This is a genomic window from Streptomyces misionensis (assembly GCF_007896895.1).
Lineage (GTDB): Bacteria > Actinomycetota > Actinomycetes > Streptomycetales > Streptomycetaceae > Streptomyces > Streptomyces misionensis_A.
This window is the reverse complement of sequence record NZ_VOGW01000064.1, coordinates 46,009-65,818: the sequence shown is the minus strand read 5'-3', so window position 1 is coordinate 65,818 and position 19,810 is coordinate 46,009. Positions and strand designations below refer to the sequence as shown.

The following is a 19,810-nucleotide window of genomic DNA, read 5'->3' as shown; positions in this document are numbered from 1 at the left end:
ACCCTGAAACGCGCTCAGACCCCCGGGCTTGGGCACCGAGGGCCTGCGATGAGGTACAGTGAGCGAGCGCCGGACACGGACCCCTCTCGGGGGCTTTGTCCGTACTTACGCGGGTGTAGTTTAATGGTAGAACATCAGCTTCCCAAGCTGAGAGCGCGAGTTCGATTCTCGTCACCCGCTCCATGAGAAACCCCAGGTCGGTGGCCTGGGGTTTATTTATTGTCTAGTCCAATTCGGGGGCGGCGTGCCCTCTGTGTGCCCTAAGCCGGCAGGCAGGTGGCTACGCCGAAGTCGCAAGAGCGGAGCCACCGCCCCCGAGACACATGAGCGTTTCGCATGATGAGACGCAATTGAAGTGATCTGCGGCACACCATGAATGCCCAGGTGCTCGAATTTCGAGAAGAGGGTGTCGGGTGTGTCGACGAGCACCTCGTCAAGACGCGAACTGCCCACCACCATCTGGCCTTCGCCCGGGGAGTTGCCTTCGCTGATGTACCAAAGCAGGCGAAGCCGGCACGCTCTCTCCGCGGCGACCTGAGGAGCGGTCATAGACGTGCTCCCTGCTGATGCCCAGAACGTCACTGCACGGAAGGAGCATGGCGGGCACGTTGAACAGCTCGGTCGACCAGCGCGGCTTGACGGGCACCAGGAAGGAAGGCCGCTCCGAGTCGATGACCTTCGCCGGCCACCACGCACGCTCCACCACGGCAGCCACCTCGGCGGGCATAGGCACCTCGGCTCAGACCTTCTCCGCACTCAGACGTGGATGCTCGGCAGTGAGCAGCCCGATGTCCTCTACGTCGGACGTCAAGATCGTCACCCGGCCGGGATGCTGCAGGGCGGTCGCGCACAGCATGGCATCAATGGCGTACTTGTGGCCGTGCAGCCCCGCTGCGCGCAGCAGCGCGGCAGCGGACTGCGCCACGGCCTGGGTCACCGGCTCGACTCTCAGGCGGGACAGGGTCCACTTCAGTGCGGCGTCGTTGATCTTCGGGTGGATCACCTCGACCAGCACGGCGGCTGAGGTGATGACCGGCAGATCCGCGTCGCGAGCCGCCGTCAACCACTCGTGGATTTCCCGATCACGCTGTACGGCCTTCGCCAGGCCCTCGCTGTCCAGGACCAGGGCACCGTTCACGCGACCGCTCCAGCATTTGAAGTGCCACCGGTCAGCCGGGCACGCTTGGCCGCCACGGCCTCCAGGTCGGCCGGGCCGTGCACCTTGTCGAAGTCCGCGATCAGCTCGTCCAGGTTGTCCCGCTCGATCTGCCGCTGGGCAGCCTTCTCCAGAAAGGCCGAGAGGCCCCGCTTGCCGACCCGCTCACGGATCGCCTGCAGAGTCCCGGCAGTCAGAGTGACGGAGATACCGCTGGTGGGGCCGTCGCCGGGCAGGAAGTCCACGTCGTCATCAGTCATGCTTCAACTATGCCATTTAAAATAGCATAGTGCGTGCCAAGTACACGGGATTCCGAGCGGATGACGGAGGCATCCAGGGTGGCGGTTGACGGGCCTATGCAGGCAACGCCGCTCCAGCAGCTGATCTCCGCGCGGGAGCGGCCCGTGCGGAGTTGCCGCCAGTGGCGCCGACCTGCCCTTTCCGAGATTCCGCGCCATCTGCGTACCCGTAAGGGCGGAAAACCACGGTCAACAGCGGTGCAATCCGGCCCACACGACCACCCCGAGGTCCGGGTATCTGTGCTGGTCAGAGCCATGGGGCCCACACAGGCGCCGCAGCTTCCCAAGCTGAGAGCGCGGGTTCGATTCTCGTCACCCGCTCCATGAAGCTCGTCACCCGCTCCATGAAGAAGGCCCAGGTCAACGACCTGGGCCTTGTTGTTGTGCACGGCGATCACTCCGCGCGTCCAGACCGGCACCTGCTGGGGACGTGCCGCCGGACCATGACTCGCCGGCCCAGTTCATCTGACGCCAGGCGTTAGTCGGACGCTGGTACGAAGACCGTCTGCGAGGTGGCCGCCTGGAAGTTGGCGTCTTCGTCGAACACGGCCCGGTAGTAGCCGGCGCCGCTCTGGCCGAGGTCCGCGGCGAAATCGTTGCCGCTGCCGCCCCAGGAAGCCTCGACCGTGGTGAGCGTCGACCAGTTCACGCCGTCGGGCGAGTACTGGATATGGACGTTGATCCAGCCAGGCGTCCACCCGTCGGGGAAGTCGATGAGCCCCTCGGCGTGAATCTTTTCCGTGTCGGAGCGAGCGGCCGTGAAGGCCGTGAACTTCGAAGCCCGGTGCACGTGGACGACGTCGCTCGTACCGGTGCCGGCCTGGAGGAACGGGTCGTCCGAAGTGTCCAGGGCAAGCTGGAAGGAGCCGCCCTGCCACGGCGTGTAGTCCATGGTGAATGTGCCGTCTTCAGCGGTGTTGAAGCGGCCCACGAGGTCGGTCTGCGCATCGTCGGGGCCGAACAGGACGCCACCGGAGCGCCCGGCCAGGGGCACCCAGCCGTCCGAGGTCTTCTGTTCCACCTTGACGCTCAGCGTGACCGGTTGGCCGAAGTCGACGTCGGTCGCACTCACCGTGGACGTGAAACGGGTGGGAACCTGATCGACACCGATCTGAACCGTCTCCGACTCCCCGTACAGCACCGCCGGCGTGCCACCGTCCACCCTGAACACGGCCTGGATGGGCGCGGCGGCGTCGAGCCGCACCGAGGCGGTGAAGTGACCCTGGGCGTCGGTGGTCACAGTGGTCTGCGTCCAGTAGTCGACATCGATATCGACACGGCGTGCCGCGAGAGGCTTCACCTGACGGGTCGGAAACCGCCCGTACAGCGTCCCCTCGACCTGCACGTCACGGTGGTCCCGGTCGATGGCCGTGCGGTCGACGGTGAGCGCGCCGAACTGCGCCACGACGTAGTAGGCGAAGTCCCCTGCGGACCGACGCAGAACGCGGCCGCCATCGGCGTCCGTCACGTCCACGTCGATGCGGTACTGGCCGAACTCCGGCAGCTTCAACGGCTCCTTGGTACGCCAGATTCCGTCCTGGCGAGTGCCGGAGAAGAGCCGGAAGTCCTCGGTCCCTATCCTGGCGACCTCAGTCTGCGAGGTGTACGAGACCAGGTGCGCCGTGATGTCCGTGATGTCGGCCCCGGACCGGGCATTGATCTGCAGGATCCCGAGGTCGTCCGACACGCTCCCGGCATAGGTGACCTCCGGCTGGTCCGCGGCCTGCGCGGCTGTCACACCTCCCATGCCGAACGCGGCGGCTACGACGGCCACGACGGCCCATCTGCATATTCTCCGCAACAACACTCTCGATCCCCACCCCTGACGCTTTCGAGACGACGGGATCTCTACGGAACCCTCGCGCGGCCGCCATCTTTATATCCACCGCTCAGTACGGCATGGCGGATACCACAGTCAGGCAGTCCCTCGCACCACTTCGCCGCAGGTCAGCAGAGCAACCACCGTCAGCCGGGGGTCGGGTGCTCGGCCGGGGCGGATGTTCCTTCGTACAGCCAGGGGCTCAGGACACCCGCACGCGATACGCGCGGCTCCGTCTTCAAGGCGGCAGGCCCTACGCTGATCTCCGTCAGGCAGACAGGCGCTCGGAAGGACGATCGGTGATGACGCCCCTGAGCACCGGGGACCCGGAGGCCATCGGCGGGTACACCCTTCTCGGGCGACTCGGGGCGGGTGGCATGGGAGTCGTCTATCTGGGGGTCTCCGCATCGGGGCGGCAGGTCGCGGTCAAGCTCGCGCACGGGCCCCTTGCCCAGGAAGAGGAGTTCCGGACGCGGTTCCGGCAGGAGGTCGCGGCGGCGCGCCGGGTGAGCGGTGCCTTCACCGCGCCGGTCGTGGACGCCGACCCGGACGCCGACCGGCCGTGGATGGCGACGCTCTACGTGCCGGGGCTCAACCTGGCCGAAGTCGTGGAGAAGGACGGCCCGCTGGACCTGCGGGAGCTGCGCGCGCTGGGGCTCGGGCTCACCGAGGCGCTGCGCGACATCCACCGGGCGGGTCTGGTGCACCGGGACCTCAAACCGCGCAACGTCCTGATGACCGAGGACGGGCCGCGCGTCATCGACTTCGGCATCTCGCGCGCCGCCGACAACCAGAACCTCACCGCGACCGGGCGGATGATCGGCACTCCGCCCTTCATGTCGCCGGAGCAACTGGCCGCTCCCCGCGACGTCACCCCGGCCTCGGACGTGTTCTCGCTGGGGTCGCTGCTGGTGTTCGCGGCCGTCGGCACGGGCCCGTTCGACGCCGACAGCCCGTACATAACCGGCTACCAGGTGGTGTACGGGACCCCGGACCTCGACGGGGTGCCCGAGGTGCTGCTGGGCATCGTCGAGCGCTGCCTGGACAAGGACCCGGCCGCACGGCCGGATCTGACGGAGCTGTACGGCATGCTCCAGGCGCTGCCGGAATCCGGCCCCGCCGAGTCCGCGACGACCGGGCAGCCCGCGGAACCCCGGCACGGCCCCGCTTCCCGGAGCACGATCGCCGCCCCCGCGGATGCCACGGCCGGCACCGGAGACGGCAGGCGCCGCCGGACACGGATGCTGCTCACCGGCCTCGGCGCGGCGCTGGCCGTCGCGGCGCTGGCCGTCGCGGCGCTGGTCGTCGGGGTGGGGGTCTTCGTCTCGGATGCGGACACCACCACCACCGCCGCCAAGGCCGCCCGTGCCGCATCGCTGCCCGACGGCTGGCGGCCGTGGCGCACGACGTTGCGGTACGACGTGCGCGGTGTGCCGCTCGACTACGACAACCCCGGATGCGTGGCGGCGGGAAGCGCCCTGTTCTGCGGCGGTACGGGCTTCACGGTCGCCCGGGTCGACGCCGCTTCCGGGCGCACCCTGTGGCGGACCGGCACCCGTCCTCAAGGGGTGCAGCCGATCGGCGTTCGCGGCGGTCTGGTCTATGTGTACGAGGATCCGGACGACGCGACCAGGCGCGTGGTGGCCCTGGACGCCGCCACCGGGCACCGGCGGTGGCAGCGCGACATCAGCAAGTCCGAGGAGGCGGTCCTGTACGACGGCGGGCTGCTGACCCTGTCCCCCGACTCCTCCTCGTTCGTGGCCTACGGTCCTTCCGGCCGGGAACTGTGGCGGGCGCCCTCGCTGGACGAGTACTGCACCCCGTCGGCGCTGGGCGGCGTCCCCTACGCCCTGTGCTCCGAGGGCACCGAGCCCGGCCAGGCCCCGGTCGAGCTGATGAAGCTCCGGGCCGGCAGCCTGACCGCGACCGCCACACTGCCCGAGAAGGCGGAAGCGCTCGGCGCCGTCGGCGGCCAACCCCTGTTCCTCGCCCCGCAGACGGCGAAGGACGTGTACGAATCCGGGTACGAACGGCCGTACAACGCGCTGCTGCGGGTGTCCCCGGAAACCGGGCGGGTCAGCCGGATACCGCTGGCCCATCCGCTGACCGGCACGGCCACCCTCGTGAACGGCGTCGTCTACTTCGTCCGGTCCGACGGGTCGGTCACCGCGGTGTCGGCCGGCAGCGGCGGACAACTGTGGCGGAAGGCGACGGACATGGAGAGCCTGTCCGCGCCCGCCGTGTCAGCGACGTACAAGCGGGTCTTTTTCTCGAACCGCTTCGGCCGTCTGCTGGCGCTGGACAGCCGTACCGGGGCGGAGGTCTGGCGCACCTCCGCGCTGGACGATCCCGGGGACAAGGCGCAGACGTATCCGCCGCGAGTGCTGCTCGTCGAGGACGCGATCGTGGCGACGGCCGGCGACACGGCCTTCTCCCGGAGCGCGGGCGGGCCCGGCTGACCGGCCGGGGGTCATCGCCGCGCACCCTGTCCAACGCCGCGGTGCGGAGCGGACGTTCAGGGACGGCGCGGGACGTGCGGGGCCCGCTGTGTACGTCTGCTTCGTCGACGGCCGGCCGTTTCGCGTCGCGGCCGACGCGACGCGGCAAGGAGAGACGCCCCCTGAGGCCGGCACCCCGGAAACCGGGTGCCGGTGTCTCCGTCCCTCCTTGCCGTCCCCCGTCGGCGCGGACATGTTCACGTACGCGGCCGGCACGGCGCATTGCCTGCTTCCGGCAATGTTTGCGCGGTTCCGGTGCCGTACTGACGCGCCTGCACCCACCGAGTCGGTCGGCAGGGACGTACACCACGGGTATCCCTACCGATGTGCGTCACCCCGCGCGAGTGCCGAGCGGTCGTGGTGATCGCAGACGGCGCGGCGGCCGCTTCGGACGGCACCGGGACGCCCGAAGCGCGGACCACCACCGAGGAGATCGACAGCGCGCTCAACGGATCGTGGGCGGCTTTCAGTCCCGGTTCGACCATCCTGCTCGACGTCGACGGGCGCCGGGTCGAGATGCGGGGCGGGGGACATCGGTGCGAAGGCACCGTCGCCAAGGAGGACGGCATCCTCACCATGCGCCTGCGGTGCGACGATCCGCGCGCGAAACGGACCGTGGGCACGGTCTGGGGCCTGACGGAAAGGGCCATGACGGTGGACTGGGAAGGGTACGGGGCCGACAGCTTCCAGCACGAGTCCGGCACGGCGTCCCGGGTCTGATCTCGGCATCGGACCGCCGGCGGGTCCGGGCGGTGACGCCCTCCCCGCCACCGCACTCGAACGCGCGGGGCGGACACCCCACGCGCCGGTGGAGGTGCGACGCGTCAGTCCGACGGCTGCTGACCGCTCCCGGTATCGATGAGGATCTGTTCCGCCTGGCTGACGTTGTCCGCCCGGACCGCTTGGGCCATCGCGGCGTGGGCGGCTTCGGGTGACGCGTTCGGCGGGACCACCAGCAGTGAGAAGAGGTCCTGGTCGTCCCGGGTGATCAGGACGGTGTCGTCACTCACCGGAAAGGAGTCGATGCGCACCACCCGGTCGTCGACGACGATCCGCGTCGGGAGCCGCTGCCAGGCCGCGGTGTCCAGACCGACGCGGGTCACGGGTCCGAGGTACCTGGTGAGGGCGCTCACCAGTGCGGGCAGCTCGACGGCGATGTCACGCGACCGCGGCCACCAGGCACCGTCGAGGACGCCTTCCCGTGACGCTGTCGTCTCCAACCGGAGGAGCGCCTGCCCCGGGCGGACGGTCTGGTGGACGCCACTCGGCAGATGCCGGTGATCAGAGCCGGTCATGAGGACCACCCGTCTTCAGGAGCCGGTGCGAACACGGGACTCGCCTCGCCTCCCCCCACGCTACTCCCCCGCGTCCTCGGAATGTCCGGCATCGGCTCGTCCCGGGGGCCTGATTCGGCGGCAGGGGGCACAGGTGCGGCATACGCTTCAGAAAAGGGGCGTACGGAAGGGTGGCGGTCCGCCGGACAGCCGCAGGGGTCCGGGCGCACGACCTCGGTACCACCCGCCCGCAGGAGGTACGGATGGACGACGCACCCTGCACTTTGCGGGCGACGGGAGACTCGCCGCTCGCCCGGGCCGAACGGCGCAGGCCACCCCGTCGGCCGCGCGGGGTGTCCCGTCTGCGCTCCGCCATCGGCGGCAGGCGTGTCGTCCGACAGCCCCCACAGCCCTGCCCGGCATTCGGTGGCACGGCGGGCCCGCACCGTCGGCCACGAGCCCGAGAGCGACAGCCATGGCGACACTCCGTGAACGCAAGACCTACCGCAAAGCGGTTCTCCGGTCCCTGTACGGGGCCGTGGAACGCAATCGTCCCGATGTCAGTGGAGAGACGCTCCGTGCCGAGGTCCGCCTCCCCGACGCGGATCTCTCAGCGGCCTGCGCCTACCTGGCCGACGCGGGTCTGATCACCGTCGACTGGACGTCGCACAAGACGCCGGCCACCGCGTCGCTGACCCATGAGGGCCTTCGCCTGATGGAGGAGGAGGAAGAGTCGGCTGCACCCACTCACGGCGACTGAGGGCGCAAGGAGGCCGCGGACGCCGTCGCGCTCGTCGCAGGGGAATGTGACCTTCCTCGCACAGGGGAGTCCCGGCGCGATCGCCGTTGTGCCTTCGCCGACGGCGGTGGGTGCGGCGCGTCTTCCCGTCCACGGAGGTCACGGAGCCGGGGCGGACCTGCACGGCAGAAAATCGGCCCCCACGCAGAGTAATAACTGCACTCGCGGAACGAGATATAGGAGCGGGGCCCGGAAAGTATTCCTCGGACATCGACCGGACCGGGATTTTCGCCCACGCAGGGCCGATCGCACCGTGCTACTGTCGATCCCGGTTGCAGTTTTGGTTGCCAGCAGGTTCATTTCCGACGGGGTAATCATCACGGCGACACAGGATTCGCACATGGCGGATTCCTGACACCGCCTCCGAAGGAGAAACAAAATGGCTACTGGCACCGTGAAGTGGTTCAACGCGGAAAAGGGCTTCGGCTTCATCGAGCAGGACGGCGGCGGCGCCGACGTCTTCGCCCACTACTCGAACATCGCCACCAGCGGCTTCCGTGAGCTGCTGGAAGGCCAGAAGGTGTCGTTCGACATCGCGCAGGGGCAGAAGGGCCCGACGGCCGAGAACATCGTCCCCGCCTGAGGCACCGGCACCGACGCACACATCACGGCTGGGGCCCGCACCTTGGGGTGCGGGCCCCGGCCTGCTTCATTTCTGCTTTATTCCAGGGTGATTCTTCCCTGTCGTTCCCGGCCCGTTCTCGTGATCTCTGCGCCGCTCGTCATGCTGCGGAAATTCCTTGATACGCGCCCGCATCGAGGAAGGTTCCGCATGAACCGCACACGTACCACTCGCACACGCGCCGATCGCCCGTCCGGCCGCTTCGGAGCAAGTACCGCCGCGAGCCGCTCCGGCGGTCCGCGGCGCTCCGGCGGCTACGGAAAGCGACAGCAGGCGGGGGGCGAGTTCGCCCCGCCGAAGACGGTCACGCCCGCGCTGCCCGCTGTCGAGTCGTTCGCCGATCTCGACCTGCCGGCACCGTTGCTGGCCGCGCTCGGCCGTGAAGGCGTGACGGTGCCGTTCCCGATCCAGGCGGCGACCCTGCCGAACTCCCTGGCCGGCCGTGACGTACTCGGCCGCGGCCGCACCGGGTCGGGCAAGACCCTCGCCTTCGGCCTCGCGGTGGTGGCTCGTACGGCGGGCCGACGCGCCGAGCCGCGCCGGCCGCTGGCTCTCGTCCTCGTCCCCACGCGTGAGCTGGTCCAGCAGGTCACGGACGCGCTCGCTCCCTACGCCCGCGCCGTGAGCCTGCGGCTCGCCACCGTCGTCGGCGGGATGTCCGTCGCCCGGCAGGCCGGTGCGCTGCGCGCCGGCGCGGAGGTGGTCGTCGCGACACCCGGCCGGCTCAAGGACCTCATCGACCGGGGCGACTGCCGGCTCACCGACGTCGGCATCACGGTTCTCGACGAGGCGGACCAGATGACCGACATGGGCTTCATGCCCCAGGTCACCGCCCTGCTCGACCAGGTCCGTGCCGGGGGCCAGCGGATGTTGTTCTCGGCCACCCTGGACCGCAACGTCGACCTGCTGGTCCGCCGCTACCTGACCGACCCGGTGGTGCACTCCGTCGACCCGTCCGCCGGTGCCGTCGACACGATGGAGCACCATGTGCTGCACGTGCACGACGCGGACAAGCACCGCACGACCACGGAGATCGCGGCCCGGGACGGGCGGGTGATCATGTTCCTGGACACCAAGCACGCCGTGGACCGGCTGACCGCACACCTGCTGAAGAGCGGTGTCCGCGCCGCGGCCCTGCACGGCGGCCGGTCCCAGCCGCAGCGCACCCGGACCCTTGCGCAGTTCAAGGCCGGCCACGTCACCGTCCTGGTGGCCACGAACGTCGCGGCCCGCGGCATCCACGTCGACAGCCTCGACCTGGTCGTCAACGTGGATCCGCCCAGCGACCACAAGGACTACCTGCACCGTGGCGGCCGTACGGCCCGCGCCGGGGAGTCCGGCAGCGTCGTCACCCTCGTGACGCCCGACCAGCGCCGCGGCATGACCCGGCTGATGGCTTCGGCCGGCATCACCCCGCGCATCACGCCGGTCCGCTCGGGCGAGGCGGAGCTGAGCCGCATCACGGGTGCCCAGGCGCCCTCCGGCGTGCCGGTGGTCATCACCGCGCCCGCCGTGGAACGTCCCCGCCGCGCCTCTTCTCCGTCCCGCGGCCGCCGGGGCCGCGCCGGCCAGGGCCGCACCGTCGGCGCGGGGGTGCGCCGCGGGGCACGGCGGCGGCCCGGTGACGACTCGGCCGCTTAGGCCCTGTCCCCCGGATCAGGTCGGCTCGGTGCGGTCCCGGGTGCCGCCGTGGGTTTCCGAAAGCCGCAGAGGTCTCGCGGGACAGCCCAGGTCATCAGGCCGACCACCCCTCACCGAAGGAGCCACCTTGACGCCGGCACGGACGCAGTACCGCAGGCCGGACCACACCGCCGCCCCCGTGGTCGACGACAGCGAAGGGCACGGGCCCCGGGTATGGGACGACATGACCGTCGAGGTGGCTCTGGCCGTCATGGCGGGGGCCGGGGTCGAGTACCTGACCGTGTGCGACGGGGACGACGAGAGCACGGGCTCGATCACCCGGGTCCGGCTCGCCGCCCTCCGCGCCAGTGCCGCGTACTCGGACCGGATCCGCCTGCGGGACGTCCTCGGCGGATCGCTGACCTCGCCCGGCAACGTCTCCGCCGGCGTGGGGCGCCTCGGTGAAGGGCGTGGGGCGCCAGTCGGTCACGGCTGAGTCCGCGACCGGCGGCCGCCGCCCCGGCGCCCTGATGGGGGCCGGGAGGCCAGGAGGACAGGCGGGAGAACCGCCGCAGGAACCCGATGGGGGCCCTGCCGACGCGCGTCGGCAGGGCCCCCATCGCCGTGTCGCCGCCCGTTCAAAGACCGCCGGCCGGGCAACGGGGCGCGGACGGCCTCTCACCGGTCGAAGTGGACCAGATCCCCCACGCTCCAGGCGCTGACGTCCTTGATCGCGACTCGGTACATGCCTCCCGTCTCCGGGATTCCGATGCTGCCCTGCACGATCCGGGCGAGGTGGAAGTGCAGGTGCGTGGGCGCCTCGCCGCGACCGGGCCGGTTCTCCCACGGACCGCGGGCGAAGACGTCCGCGAACGGGCCGAGACGGTCCGAGTCCTTCAGGACCTCCGCCACCCGCTCCCTCCACACGGCCTCGGGAGCCAGTCGGCCGGTGATGACGGTGCCGCCGAGGACCACCGTCAGGACCATCTGATTGCTTCGCTCGGACTCCACCGCCGCGGAAATGGCGACAAGCAGCTCATCAGGGTTCGACATGACAGCAGAGCTTATGCGGCCCGCCTGAACCCGACCTCCGGCGGGCGCCGGGGCGGCCGCGCTCCGACAGGCGGCTCCCGGCACCCGGCGAGGACCGTTCATGCCAGGGTTCTCCTCCACTGGAAGAGTGAAATCTACTCTTGTGGGAGTAGCTTTTCATTCCCATCGTGGGTATGCTTCTTCTCGTAGACACGGTCTAAGGAGACCCGCCAGACACGAACTGGCGGTTGCCTGGATATGAAGTACGCAGGTCAGTGCGGCTCCCAGCCTCGGAGCCCCAGCGTTCCGACAGGGTGACGGGACCGGGAGCCGCACTGGGCGGCTCGTCCGACGAGGAGCCGCCGCCAGCCACCGGCTCACTCGGTGGCTGGTTCGTTCAGAGAGGAATGGAGGAGCAGACGCCATCAGGATCGCCCGGTCCGAGAAGCACTCGGCCCGGGTACCGCAAGACCCCGGAATGGATGGTGGTCCCCGGTCACGCAGCTGCGATCCCCCGCTCCGCCCTGCCGGGCCGGGTAGCGGAAACAGAAGGTCGGCACAGCAGTAGGCGCCGACAGATGGTGTTCAATTTCCTTCGGGGCCCTGGTGCCGTTCGGTGCCAGGGCCCCTCGACGCGTTGCACAGCGAGGTGACATGACATCGGACAACTCTCTGAATGGTCGTCTGGACGACGACGACTACCCCGCGTACACCATGGGGCGGGCAGCCGAGATGCTCGGCACCACCCCGGCCTTCCTCCGAGCGATCGGTGAGGCCCGTCTGATCACTCCACTCCGCTCGGAGGGAGGACATCGCCGGTACTCCCGTTACCAACTGCGGATCGCCGCGCGCGCCCGCGAGCTCGTCGACAAGGGGACCCCGATCGAGGCCGCGTGCCGCATCGTCATCCTCGAGGACCAGCTCGAGGAGGCGCAGCGCATCAACGCCGAGTACCGCCGTGCCGCCGGCCAATCGGCAGGCAACTCCGGCTGAACCCGCGCGCGGCAGGCCTCTGCGGTGATCAGGAGCCGCGCGCCGGAATCGTGCGCGGCCAGGGCCGCCCGGGCCGTGTGATCGACGACGCTCGTACGGTCAGCCGCGTCCACCGTGATCCCCGGTCCGCCGGATCTCGGCGCGCGGGCCGGCACCGCCCAGGACCTCGCGGTCCGGGACGAGGAGACCTCTCATACGGCCGGCCCCGCGAGCGGTGACATCGGCCTCTCCGGCCGCACGTGGAAATCTATTGCGCCCAGGACATATTCTCGGATCCGGCGACGTAGGGTCGATCACCCCGCCGCGACCGGTCGACGGCCCGCCGGTACCCATGCCGCCGGTCACGTATCGCCGCCCGCGCCGTGCGCCGGCCGATCAGGGCACCCGGATCGCGGCTGCGCGCCGCATCGGCTCGCCCGTGGACCAGCCGGAGGGCGCGCAGCGGCGGGACCCTGGGATGCGCCGGGCACCGGGCGAGGGCCCCGCGATTATCTGGTCTCGCCGGTACAGAATTACGGTCTGCGACGGGGGAAAGTTTTACGACACCCGGAAAAATGTCCGGGCGCTGCGAACCGACCTGTGTTAGCGTGGTACCAGTTGCAGTTTTGGTTGCCAGAGATTTTCTTTGCAAAACTTTCCGGATCTTTCCGGAGGGGTGATCATCGCGGCGACTCGGCTCCGTAAAGTGCGGAGTCCGGCACTGCCCCTCAAGGGAGATTCAATATGGCATCTGGCACCGTGAAGTGGTTCAACGCGGAAAAGGGCTTCGGCTTCATCGAGCAGGACGGCGGCGGCGCCGACGTGTTCGCCCACTACTCGAACATCGCCACCAGCGGCTTCCGTGAGCTTCAGGAAGGCCAGAAGGTTACCTTCGACGTCACGCAGGGCCAGAAGGGCCCGCAGGCCGAGAACATCGTTCCCGCCTGACACTGACGCCAGTCTTGGCGGACCGCTGGTTCGCGCATATGGCTGGGGCCCGCGCCCTCGGGGTGCGGGCCCCAGCCCATTGCTGTGCCCGTTTCCCGGACGGGCCGGCGTTTCACTACTTTTCTTCGGCACATTCTTGCGAATCTCGCACGGCCACCGCCGCTGACGGAATTCCTCGATACGCCGCATCGAGGAGGTTCCTCCATGAACCGCACCCGTCAAACCGGCGGCAGGTCCACACGTTCGGCGGGCGCTGCCCGCGGTAGTCGATTCCGTACCCAGAAGCCCGGCCGCCAGGGCGCGCCCGCGGCCCCGCGCCGGCAGGAATTCGCCCTGCCGGCCACCCTGACCGAGCCCCTCCCGGCGGTCGAGACGTTCGCCGAGCTGGAGATGCCCGCCCGGCTGACCGCGGCCCTCGGCCAGCAGGGTCTGACCACGCCCTTCCCGATCCAGGCGGCCACCCTGCCGAACGCGCTGGCGGGCCGGGACGTCCTGGGCCGGGGCCGTACCGGCTCGGGCAAGACGCTCGCCTTCGGCCTGCCCGTGCTGGCCCGGCTCGACGGCATGCGGGCCCAGCCCAAGCATCCGCTGGCCCTGGTCCTCGTCCCCACCCGGGAACTGGCCCAGCAGGTCACCGACGCGCTCACCCCCTACGCCCGTGCCCTGCACCTGCGGCTCGCCACCGTGGTGGGCGGCGTGTCCATCGGCCGGCAGGCGGGTGTGCTGCGCGGCGGCGCGGAGGTCGTCGTCGCGACGCCCGGACGGCTCAAGGACCTGATCGAGCGCGGAGCCTGCCGGCTGGACGAGGTCGCCGTCACCGTGCTGGACGAGGCCGACCAGATGGCCGACATGGGCTTCATGCCGCAGGTGACCGAGCTGCTCGACCAGGTGCCCGCCCGCGGGCAGCGGCTGCTGTTCTCGGCCACCCTGGACCGCAACATCGACCTGCTGGTCCGCCGGTACCTCCACGATCCGGTCGTGCACTCGGTCGACCCGTCCGCCGGGGCGGTCACCACCATGGAGCACCACCTGCTGCACGTGCGGGACACCGACAAGCACACCGCCGCCACCGAGATCGCCGCCCGCGAGGGGCGGGTGATCATGTTCCTGGACACCAAGCACGCGGTGGACGGGCTGGTCAAGCACCTGCTGTCCGTCGGGGTGCGGGCCGGGGCCCTGCACGGCGGAAAGTCCCAGCCGCAGCGCAACCGGACCCTCGCGCAGTTCAAGAACGGGCACGTCACGGCGCTGGTGGCGACCAACGTCGCCGCTCGCGGCATCCACGTGGAGGGCCTCGACCTCGTGGTGAACGTCGATCCGCCGGGCGACCACAAGGACTACCTGCACCGGGGCGGCGCTACCCCGCGGGGCGGCGGGTCGGGGCCGTGCCGTAGCCGGTGATGGTGACCACCGCGCCGGCCGGGGCGACGGTCACCTGGGCGCGCCAGGGGCCCGAGGGCTCGCGGAGGTGGTCGACGTAGGCGCGCACCGTCACGGACGCGCCGGGGGCGAGCGTGCCCGAGGACCGGCTCAGGTACAGCCAGGAGGCTCCCGTGGTCGCCGACCAGCGCAGGGGCGCGGAGCCGGTGGCCGTCAGGGTGATCAGGGTGGTGTCGCCGGAGTTCGCCGCGGTCACCGTCAGTCCGCCGGAGGCGTCCGTGCCGGTTCCGGGCACGCTCCGCACCTGGACCGAGACGTCCGGCTTGCCGTCCTCGCCCGGACGCTTCACGCGCGCGCTGCCCGCGTTCTCGTAGCCGCCCGTGCCGCCGTCGCCGAGCGCGTCGGGGCCCTGGGCCTCGCGGGTGGTGCCGTGGTGGCCGTCGCCCTCCCCGGCCGGCGCGCCCCGGTAGGCGGCCCACAGGGCCAGCACCGGGGCCGCCACCACCGTCGCGACCACCGTCGTCGTCACCGCGCGGGCGCGCAGCCGGTCGCGGCGGGCCGCGCGGTCCTTGGGGTCCATCGGGAAGCCGCGGCGGTCGAAGCGGGGGGCGGCCGCGACCCGCGACCGGGAGAGCGCGGCGAGGTCCGCGCGGGGCGCCTGGAGGACCGGCAGTTCGGCGGGGGTGACCGCGGTGCCGGGCCAGCGGCCGGGGGCCGCGCGCTCGGCGGTGCGGCGGCAGCGCGGGCAGTCGTCGACGTGCCGTACCAGTTCGTGGCGGAGCGCCGTGGAGAGGATCAGCCGGCTGTCCCCGGTGAGGTGCGCGACGCTCGGGCAGCCGCCGGCCTCCACCACGGCGAGCGCGGCACGGGTGCGCTCGACCTCGCAGGCGGCCGCGGCCAGCAGCTCGCGCGCGGCGGCCGGTGCCATGCCGAGGACGGCGGCGACCTCGGGTGCGGTGAGGTGGTGACGGACGGCGAGTTCCAGGGCCTCGCGCTGCTCGGGGGTGGTGCCGGCCGCCTCCGGCCAGGCGAGCAGGGCCAGTTCCCGGCGCCGGTGTTCCTCGAGCGGTGCGGGGAGGGCGGGTTCGGAGGGCTCCCGCCCGGGGGCCCGGCCGGCGCGGCCCGCCGCGTGCGCGGCCTGCCGTCTCTGCTTGGCCTCGGCCAGCTTGCGCAGGCACGACCAGCGGGCCAGGGCGTACAGCCAGGCCCTGCGGTCGTCGCCGGCCGCGGGGACGCGGTGCGCGCGCCGCTCGGCCAGGGCGAGGGCGTCGCCCAGCGCGGCGGTGGCCGCGTCGTGGTCGCAGAGGATGGACAGGCAGTAGGTGAACAGGCCGTCCAGGTACGGCTCGTGGCAGGCCGACGCGCGGCGGGCGATGGCGCGCGCGGCGGCCCGGTCGCGCGCCTCACGGGCCCCGCGGGCACCGGCGGTCCCATGAGCATCACGGGCGTCGTCGGCCCCGCGTGTCTCACGCGGCTCGGGCGCCTGCGCAGGGTCGCCGGGTTCGCGCGTCTCGCGCGCCTCTCGCGCCCGGCCGTGCGCTCGGTGCGCGCCGGTGGTGCGGGTGGTGGTCTCCGGGCTGCTGCTCATCACCCGTGCGACCGTAGGCCGCGGCGGAGCGTCCCTTCCGGAGCCTTGAGCCGATTTAATCCGTACGGGTGAAACGATCCCTCATAAGGGGACAGGAGCTCTTTGCTCCACGGCCGGATACCGACGGCCGGTGACCGATACGGGTCCACCCACATGGCCGTCACCCGTCCCGTTGTCAGTGGCTCGGGCTACGGTTTCCGCATGGCTGCCCGTACCAAGACCACCAAGGACCGCCCGTCCTACCGCTGCACCGAGTGCGGCTGGCAGACGGCCAAGTGGCTCGGCCGCTGCCCCGAGTGCCAGGCGTGGGGGACGGTCGAGGAGTACGGCGCCCCCGCGGTGCGCACCACGGCGCCCGGCCGGGTGGTGAACTCCGCGCTGCCCATCGGCCAGGTCGACGGCCGGCAGGCCACCGCCCGCTCCACCGGCGTGCCCGAGCTGGACCGGGTGCTCGGCGGCGGGCTGGTGCCGGGCGCGGTGGTGCTGCTCGCGGGCGAGCCGGGCGTCGGCAAGTCCACCCTGCTGCTGGACGTGGCGGCCAAGGCGGCGAGCGAGGAGCACCGCACCCTCTATGTCACGGGCGAGGAGTCGGCGAGCCAGGTGCGGCTGCGCGCCGACCGCATCGGCGCCCTGCACGACCATCTGTACCTGGCCGCGGAGACCGACCTCTCCGCCGTCCTCGGCCACTTGGACGAGGTCAAGCCGTCCCTGCTGATCCTCGACTCGGTGCAGACGGTCGCCTCCCCGGAGATCGAGGGCGCGCCCGGCGGCATGGCCCAGGTGCGCGAGGTGGCCGGGGCGCTGATCCGCGCGTCCAAGGAGCGCGGCATGTCCACGCTGCTGGTGGGCCATGTCACCAAGGACGGCGCCATCGCGGGCCCCCGCCTCCTGGAGCACCTGGTGGACGTCGTGCTGCACTTCGAGGGCGACCGGCACGCCCGGCTGCGCCTGGTGCGCGGCGTGAAGAACCGGTACGGCGCCACGGACGAGGTCGGCTGCTTCGAGCTGCACGACGAGGGCATCACCGGCCTCGCCGACCCCAGCGGCCTCTTCCTGACCCGGCGCGACGAACCGGTGCCGGGCACCTGTCTGACCGTGACCCTGGAGGGCCGCCGCCCGCTGGTCGCGGAGGTGCAGGCGCTGACCGTCGACTCCCAGATCCCCTCCCCCAGGCGCACGACGTCCGGACTGGAGACCTCCCGGGTGTCGATGATGCTGGCCGTGCTCGAACAGCGCGGCCGGATCAGCGCGCTCGGCAAGCGGGACATCTACTCGGCGACGGTCGGCGGGGTGAAGCTGTCCGAGCCGGCCGCCGACCTGGCGATCGCCCTCGCGCTGGCCTCCGCGGCGAGCGACACCCCGCTGCCGAAGAACCTGGTGGCCATCGGCGAGGTGGGCCTGGCGGGTGAGGTGAGGCGGGTCACGGGCGTGCAGCGCAGGCTCGCCGAGGCGCACCGGCTGGGCTTCACGCACGCCCTGGTGCCGGGCGATCCGGGGAGGACCCCGCCGGGGATGAAGGTGCTGGAAGTCGCGGACATGGGGGATGCGCTGCGGGTCCTGCCCCGCTCCCGTCGCCGGGAGGCCCCACGGGAGACGGAGGACCGCCGGTAGACTTTGCCCAGGTCTCACCCATCCGTACGAACCGCGTGCGGGTACGGGAGCGCGTCAGAACCTGCGACCGGAGGAGTGCAGTGGCAGCCAACGACCGGGCAGCAGCTCCCGGAAAGTCCGGTGGGAGTGCCGGTTCCGATGGCCTGATGCGCGCCTCGCTGAGCGCCGTGGCTCCCGGTACGGCCATGCGCGACGGCCTGGAGCGCGTGCTGCGCGGCAACACCGGCGGCCTGATCGTGCTCGGCTCCGACAAGACCGTCGAGGCGATGTGCACGGGCGGGTTCGTGCTGGACGTGGAGTTCACCGCGACCCGGCTGCGCGAGCTGTGCAAGCTGGACGGCGGCATCGTGCTGTCGTCGGACCTGTCGAAGATCCTGCGCGCGGGCGTCCAGCTGGTCCCGGACCCGACGATCCCCACGGAGGAGACGGGCACCCGGCACCGCACGGCGGACCGGGTGAGCAAGCAGGTCGGCTTCCCGGTGGTCTCGGTCTCCCAGTCGATGCGGCTGATCGCGCTCTACGTGGACGGTCAGCGCCGCGTCCTGGAGGACTCCGCGGCGATCCTCTCCCGCGCGAACCAGGCGCTGGCCACGCTGGAGCGCTACAAGCTGCGCCTGGACGAGGTGGCGGGCACGCTGTCCGCGCTGGAGATCGAGGACCTGGTGACGGTGCGGGACGTGTCCGCCGTCGCGCAGCGCCTGGAGATGGTCCGGCGGATCGCCACCGAGATCGCCGAGTACGTGGTGGAGCTGGGCACCGACGGCCGCCTCCTCGCCCTCCAGCTGGAGGAGCTGATCGCCGGGGTCGAGCCGGACCGGGAGCTGGTGGTGCGGGACTACGTGCCCGAGCCCACTGCGAAGCGCGCGCGCACGGTGGAGCAGGCCCTGTCCGAGCTGGACGCGCTCACCCAGGCGGAACTGATCGAAGTCGGCACGGTGGCGCGGGCGTTGGGCTACACCGGTTCACCCGAGACGCTCGACTCCGCGGTGTCCCCGCGGGGCTTCCGGCTGCTGGCCAAGGTGCCGCGGCTGCCCGGGGCGATCATCGACCGGCTGGTCGAACACTTCGGCGGGCTCCAGAAGTTGCTGGCCGCGAGCGTGGACGACCTCCAGACCGTGGACGGCGTGGGCGAGGCGCGGGCGAGGAGCGTCCGCGAAGGGCTGTCCCGCCTGGCCGAGTCCTCGATCCTGGAGCGGTACGTCTAGGGTCTTCCGTTCGGATCAGGCCGGATCGAGAGGCCCTGCCCCCGGCCGCCGGGGGATCAGTCCGCCGCCAGCACGAACGACGCCGTCAGCTTCCCGTACCCCGGCGTCTTCGCCTCCAGCAGGTACGTTCCCGCCTTCGCCGAGCCGCCGGACGGCGTCGCGCAGTGGGCGGCGCTCGGGTGGCGGTCCCACCGCACGGTGTACGTGATGCTCTTGCCGGCCGGCACCCGGAACAGCAGGCTGCCCGCGCCCTCGGGACAGTCGGCGGAGGACCAGAACGCGTCGTGGGCGTCCGCGGGCGTGATCGTCAGCACCGCGTTCTTCGGCCCGAGATCGGCCTTGCAGTCGGTGGACGAGCCGTTCTTCGCGGTGAGTTCGAAGGTCGGCGTCTGGTCCGGCGAGTAGGAGTTGCGCAGGCTCCGCAGGCTCAGCGACACCGCCCCGGCCGTGCAGTTCGGCAGCGAGGAGGAGCCGGGAAGGGCGTCGCCCGCGACGACCGCGCCGCCGGCGGCGGAACCGGAACCCGCACCGCCCCCGCCCGAACCGCCGTCGCCGGAACCGGAAGCGGCACCGGAACCCCCGCCGTCACCGGAAGCGGAACCGGAACCCGAGCCCGACCCGGAGCCCGAGCCCCCCGACTCGTCGCGCCCGCCCGGGTGTTGGCTGTAGGCGGGTCCCGACCCGGACGGACCGGGCGTGATCGTGTGCGCGGGATTCTTGCCCCCGGACGCGCTGGTGCCCTTCTTGCCGCCGCCGCCCCCCATGGTGACGATCCAGGCGATCAGCAGCGCCGACACGGCGACCACCGACAGCAGTACGACCCTCCGACGCCAGTAGATGGAGGAGGGAAGCGGCCCGACCGGATTGCGCAGAGATCCCACGCCCAAACTCTACGAGAGATCGGCGCGCGGCCTTGCGCCACCCGCCGTACGCGCACCAACTTTTCCGGATCATCATCCCGGCAACTGCCCCGGCAGGCAGGGTTTT

The 19,810-nt window shown here is 71.2% G+C and carries 17 protein-coding genes, 1 tRNA gene and 1 pseudogene; 12 read left to right on the top strand and 7 right to left on the bottom strand.

Features of this window, described 5'->3' with window-relative positions; all coding sequences use genetic code 11:
- Window positions 1-109: 109 nt before the first annotated feature.
- Window positions 110-183: transfer RNA gene (locus tag FRZ03_RS11925), tRNA-Gly, on the top strand.
- A gap of 556 nt (window positions 184-739) precedes the next feature.
- Here the strand turns inward: FRZ03_RS11925 and FRZ03_RS11915 are convergent.
- The 3 genes from FRZ03_RS11915 to FRZ03_RS11905 form a co-directional block, all read right to left on the bottom strand.
- On the bottom strand, window positions 740-1,138 hold the full coding sequence (locus FRZ03_RS11915; RefSeq protein ID WP_146465109.1) for a PIN domain-containing protein: 399 nt from the start codon (window positions 1,136-1,138) through the stop codon (window positions 740-742).
- On the bottom strand, window positions 1,135-1,416 hold the full coding sequence (locus FRZ03_RS11910) for a hypothetical protein (protein ID WP_146465108.1): 282 nt from the start codon (window positions 1,414-1,416) through the stop codon (window positions 1,135-1,137). The genes FRZ03_RS11915 and FRZ03_RS11910 overlap by 4 nt, the downstream gene beginning before the upstream one ends.
- 517 nt (window positions 1,417-1,933) lie before the next feature.
- Window positions 1,934-3,229 (bottom strand): hypothetical protein, encoded by a 1,296-nt coding sequence (locus tag FRZ03_RS11905; protein ID WP_146465107.1) that lies wholly within the window; start codon window positions 3,227-3,229, stop codon window positions 1,934-1,936.
- Window positions 3,230-3,576: 347 nt separating this feature from the next.
- On the opposite strand from FRZ03_RS11905, the gene FRZ03_RS11900 reads away from it, so the two are divergent.
- Both FRZ03_RS11900 and FRZ03_RS11895 read left to right on the top strand, forming a co-directional pair.
- A complete protein-coding gene (locus tag FRZ03_RS11900; protein WP_146465106.1) occupies window positions 3,577-5,733 on the top strand; it encodes a protein kinase domain-containing protein in 2,157 nt (718 codons plus the stop codon).
- A gap of 396 nt (window positions 5,734-6,129) precedes the next feature.
- Entirely contained in the window at window positions 6,130-6,492 is a 363-nt protein-coding gene (locus FRZ03_RS11895; protein ID WP_146465105.1) for a hypothetical protein, read from the top strand.
- Window positions 6,493-6,596: 104 nt separating this feature from the next.
- Here FRZ03_RS11895 and FRZ03_RS11890 read toward each other — a convergent pair whose 3' ends face one another.
- The gene (locus FRZ03_RS11890) at window positions 6,597-7,067 is read right to left on the bottom strand and encodes a DUF5994 family protein (RefSeq protein ID WP_222443368.1); all 471 of its coding nucleotides are present in this window, start codon (window positions 7,065-7,067) and stop codon (window positions 6,597-6,599) included.
- Window positions 7,068-7,521: 454 nt separating this feature from the next.
- Here FRZ03_RS11890 and FRZ03_RS11885 point away from each other — a divergent pair, with 454 nt between their 5' ends.
- The 4 genes from FRZ03_RS11885 (at window position 7,522) to FRZ03_RS11870 (ending at window position 10,583) form a co-directional block, all read left to right on the top strand.
- Window positions 7,522-7,806 (top strand): hypothetical protein, encoded by a 285-nt coding sequence (locus tag FRZ03_RS11885; RefSeq protein WP_146465103.1) that lies wholly within the window; start codon window positions 7,522-7,524, stop codon window positions 7,804-7,806.
- Window positions 7,807-8,224: 418 nt separating this feature from the next.
- Window positions 8,225-8,428, top strand: a complete 204-nt coding sequence (locus FRZ03_RS11880) for a cold-shock protein (protein ID WP_070024256.1) — start codon at window positions 8,225-8,227, stop codon at window positions 8,426-8,428.
- A gap of 189 nt (window positions 8,429-8,617) precedes the next feature.
- The gene (locus FRZ03_RS11875) at window positions 8,618-10,108 is read left to right on the top strand and encodes a DEAD/DEAH box helicase (protein ID WP_186785375.1); all 1,491 of its coding nucleotides are present in this window, start codon (window positions 8,618-8,620) and stop codon (window positions 10,106-10,108) included.
- 127 nt (window positions 10,109-10,235) lie between these two features.
- Entirely contained in the window at window positions 10,236-10,583 is a 348-nt protein-coding gene (locus tag FRZ03_RS11870) for a CBS domain-containing protein (RefSeq protein WP_398660167.1), read from the top strand.
- Between the two features lie 182 nt (window positions 10,584-10,765).
- On the opposite strand, the gene FRZ03_RS11865 is transcribed toward FRZ03_RS11870, so the two are convergent.
- Complete coding sequence (locus FRZ03_RS11865) at window positions 10,766-11,140, bottom strand: hypothetical protein (protein WP_146465102.1); 375 nt, start codon at window positions 11,138-11,140, stop codon at window positions 10,766-10,768.
- Window positions 11,141-11,773: 633 nt separating this feature from the next.
- On the opposite strand from FRZ03_RS11865, the gene FRZ03_RS11860 reads away from it, so the two are divergent.
- The 3 genes and pseudogenes from FRZ03_RS11860 to FRZ03_RS11850 form a co-directional block, all read left to right on the top strand.
- Entirely contained in the window at window positions 11,774-12,112 is a 339-nt protein-coding gene (locus FRZ03_RS11860; RefSeq protein ID WP_146465101.1) for a MerR family transcriptional regulator, read from the top strand.
- A gap of 723 nt (window positions 12,113-12,835) precedes the next feature.
- The gene (locus tag FRZ03_RS11855; protein ID WP_007383480.1) at window positions 12,836-13,039 is read left to right on the top strand and encodes a cold-shock protein; all 204 of its coding nucleotides are present in this window, start codon (window positions 12,836-12,838) and stop codon (window positions 13,037-13,039) included.
- Between the two features lie 204 nt (window positions 13,040-13,243).
- Window positions 13,244-14,422: pseudogene (locus FRZ03_RS11850) on the top strand (DEAD/DEAH box helicase); the annotation flags it as partial.
- On the opposite strand, the gene FRZ03_RS11845 reads toward FRZ03_RS11850, so the two are convergent.
- Window positions 14,397-16,007, bottom strand: a complete 1,611-nt coding sequence (locus FRZ03_RS11845) for a BACON domain-containing protein (protein WP_222443367.1) — start codon at window positions 16,005-16,007, stop codon at window positions 14,397-14,399. The pseudogene FRZ03_RS11850 and the gene FRZ03_RS11845 sit on opposite strands and share 26 nt — an antisense overlap.
- Before the next feature lie 201 nt (window positions 16,008-16,208).
- Between FRZ03_RS11845 and radA the strand changes: the two genes are divergently transcribed.
- Together radA and disA are read left to right on the top strand one after the other, a co-directional pair.
- Window positions 16,209-17,618, top strand: coding sequence for a DNA repair protein RadA (gene radA / locus FRZ03_RS11840; protein ID WP_146465100.1), 1,410 nt, complete (start codon window positions 16,209-16,211; stop codon window positions 17,616-17,618).
- An 80-nt stretch (window positions 17,619-17,698) separates the two neighbouring features.
- A complete protein-coding gene (gene disA / locus FRZ03_RS11835) occupies window positions 17,699-18,823 on the top strand; it encodes a DNA integrity scanning diadenylate cyclase DisA (RefSeq protein WP_146465099.1) in 1,125 nt (374 codons plus the stop codon).
- A 56-nt stretch (window positions 18,824-18,879) separates the two neighbouring features.
- Here the strand turns inward: disA and FRZ03_RS11830 are convergent, their stop codons facing one another.
- Window positions 18,880-19,704 (bottom strand): hypothetical protein, encoded by an 825-nt coding sequence (locus FRZ03_RS11830; protein WP_186785374.1) that lies wholly within the window; start codon window positions 19,702-19,704, stop codon window positions 18,880-18,882.
- Between the last annotated feature and the right edge of the window lie 106 nt (window positions 19,705-19,810).

What these genes read in the sequence shown, in the direction of transcription:
- FRZ03_RS11910 (WP_146465108.1), bottom strand. Translation starts at nt 1,416, where the DNA reads ATGACTGATGACGACGTGGACTTCCTGCCCGGCGACGGCCCCACCAGC.
- FRZ03_RS11900 (WP_146465106.1), top strand. Translation starts at nt 3,577, where the DNA reads ATGACGCCCCTGAGCACCGGGGACCCGGAGGCCATCGGCGGGTACACC.
- FRZ03_RS11890 (WP_222443368.1), bottom strand. Translation starts at nt 7,067, where the DNA reads ATGACCGGCTCTGATCACCGGCATCTGCCGAGTGGCGTCCACCAGACC.
- FRZ03_RS11885 (WP_146465103.1), top strand. Translation starts at nt 7,522, where the DNA reads ATGGCGACACTCCGTGAACGCAAGACCTACCGCAAAGCGGTTCTCCGG.
- FRZ03_RS11880 (WP_070024256.1), top strand. Translation starts at nt 8,225, where the DNA reads ATGGCTACTGGCACCGTGAAGTGGTTCAACGCGGAAAAGGGCTTCGGC.
- FRZ03_RS11875 (WP_186785375.1), top strand. Translation starts at nt 8,618, where the DNA reads ATGAACCGCACACGTACCACTCGCACACGCGCCGATCGCCCGTCCGGC.
- FRZ03_RS11865 (WP_146465102.1), bottom strand. Translation starts at nt 11,140, where the DNA reads ATGTCGAACCCTGATGAGCTGCTTGTCGCCATTTCCGCGGCGGTGGAG.
- FRZ03_RS11860 (WP_146465101.1), top strand. Translation starts at nt 11,774, where the DNA reads ATGACATCGGACAACTCTCTGAATGGTCGTCTGGACGACGACGACTAC.
- FRZ03_RS11855 (WP_007383480.1), top strand. Translation starts at nt 12,836, where the DNA reads ATGGCATCTGGCACCGTGAAGTGGTTCAACGCGGAAAAGGGCTTCGGC.
- FRZ03_RS11845 (WP_222443367.1), bottom strand. Translation starts at nt 16,007, where the DNA reads ATGAGCAGCAGCCCGGAGACCACCACCCGCACCACCGGCGCGCACCGA.
- radA (WP_146465100.1), top strand. Translation starts at nt 16,209, where the DNA reads ATGGCTGCCCGTACCAAGACCACCAAGGACCGCCCGTCCTACCGCTGC.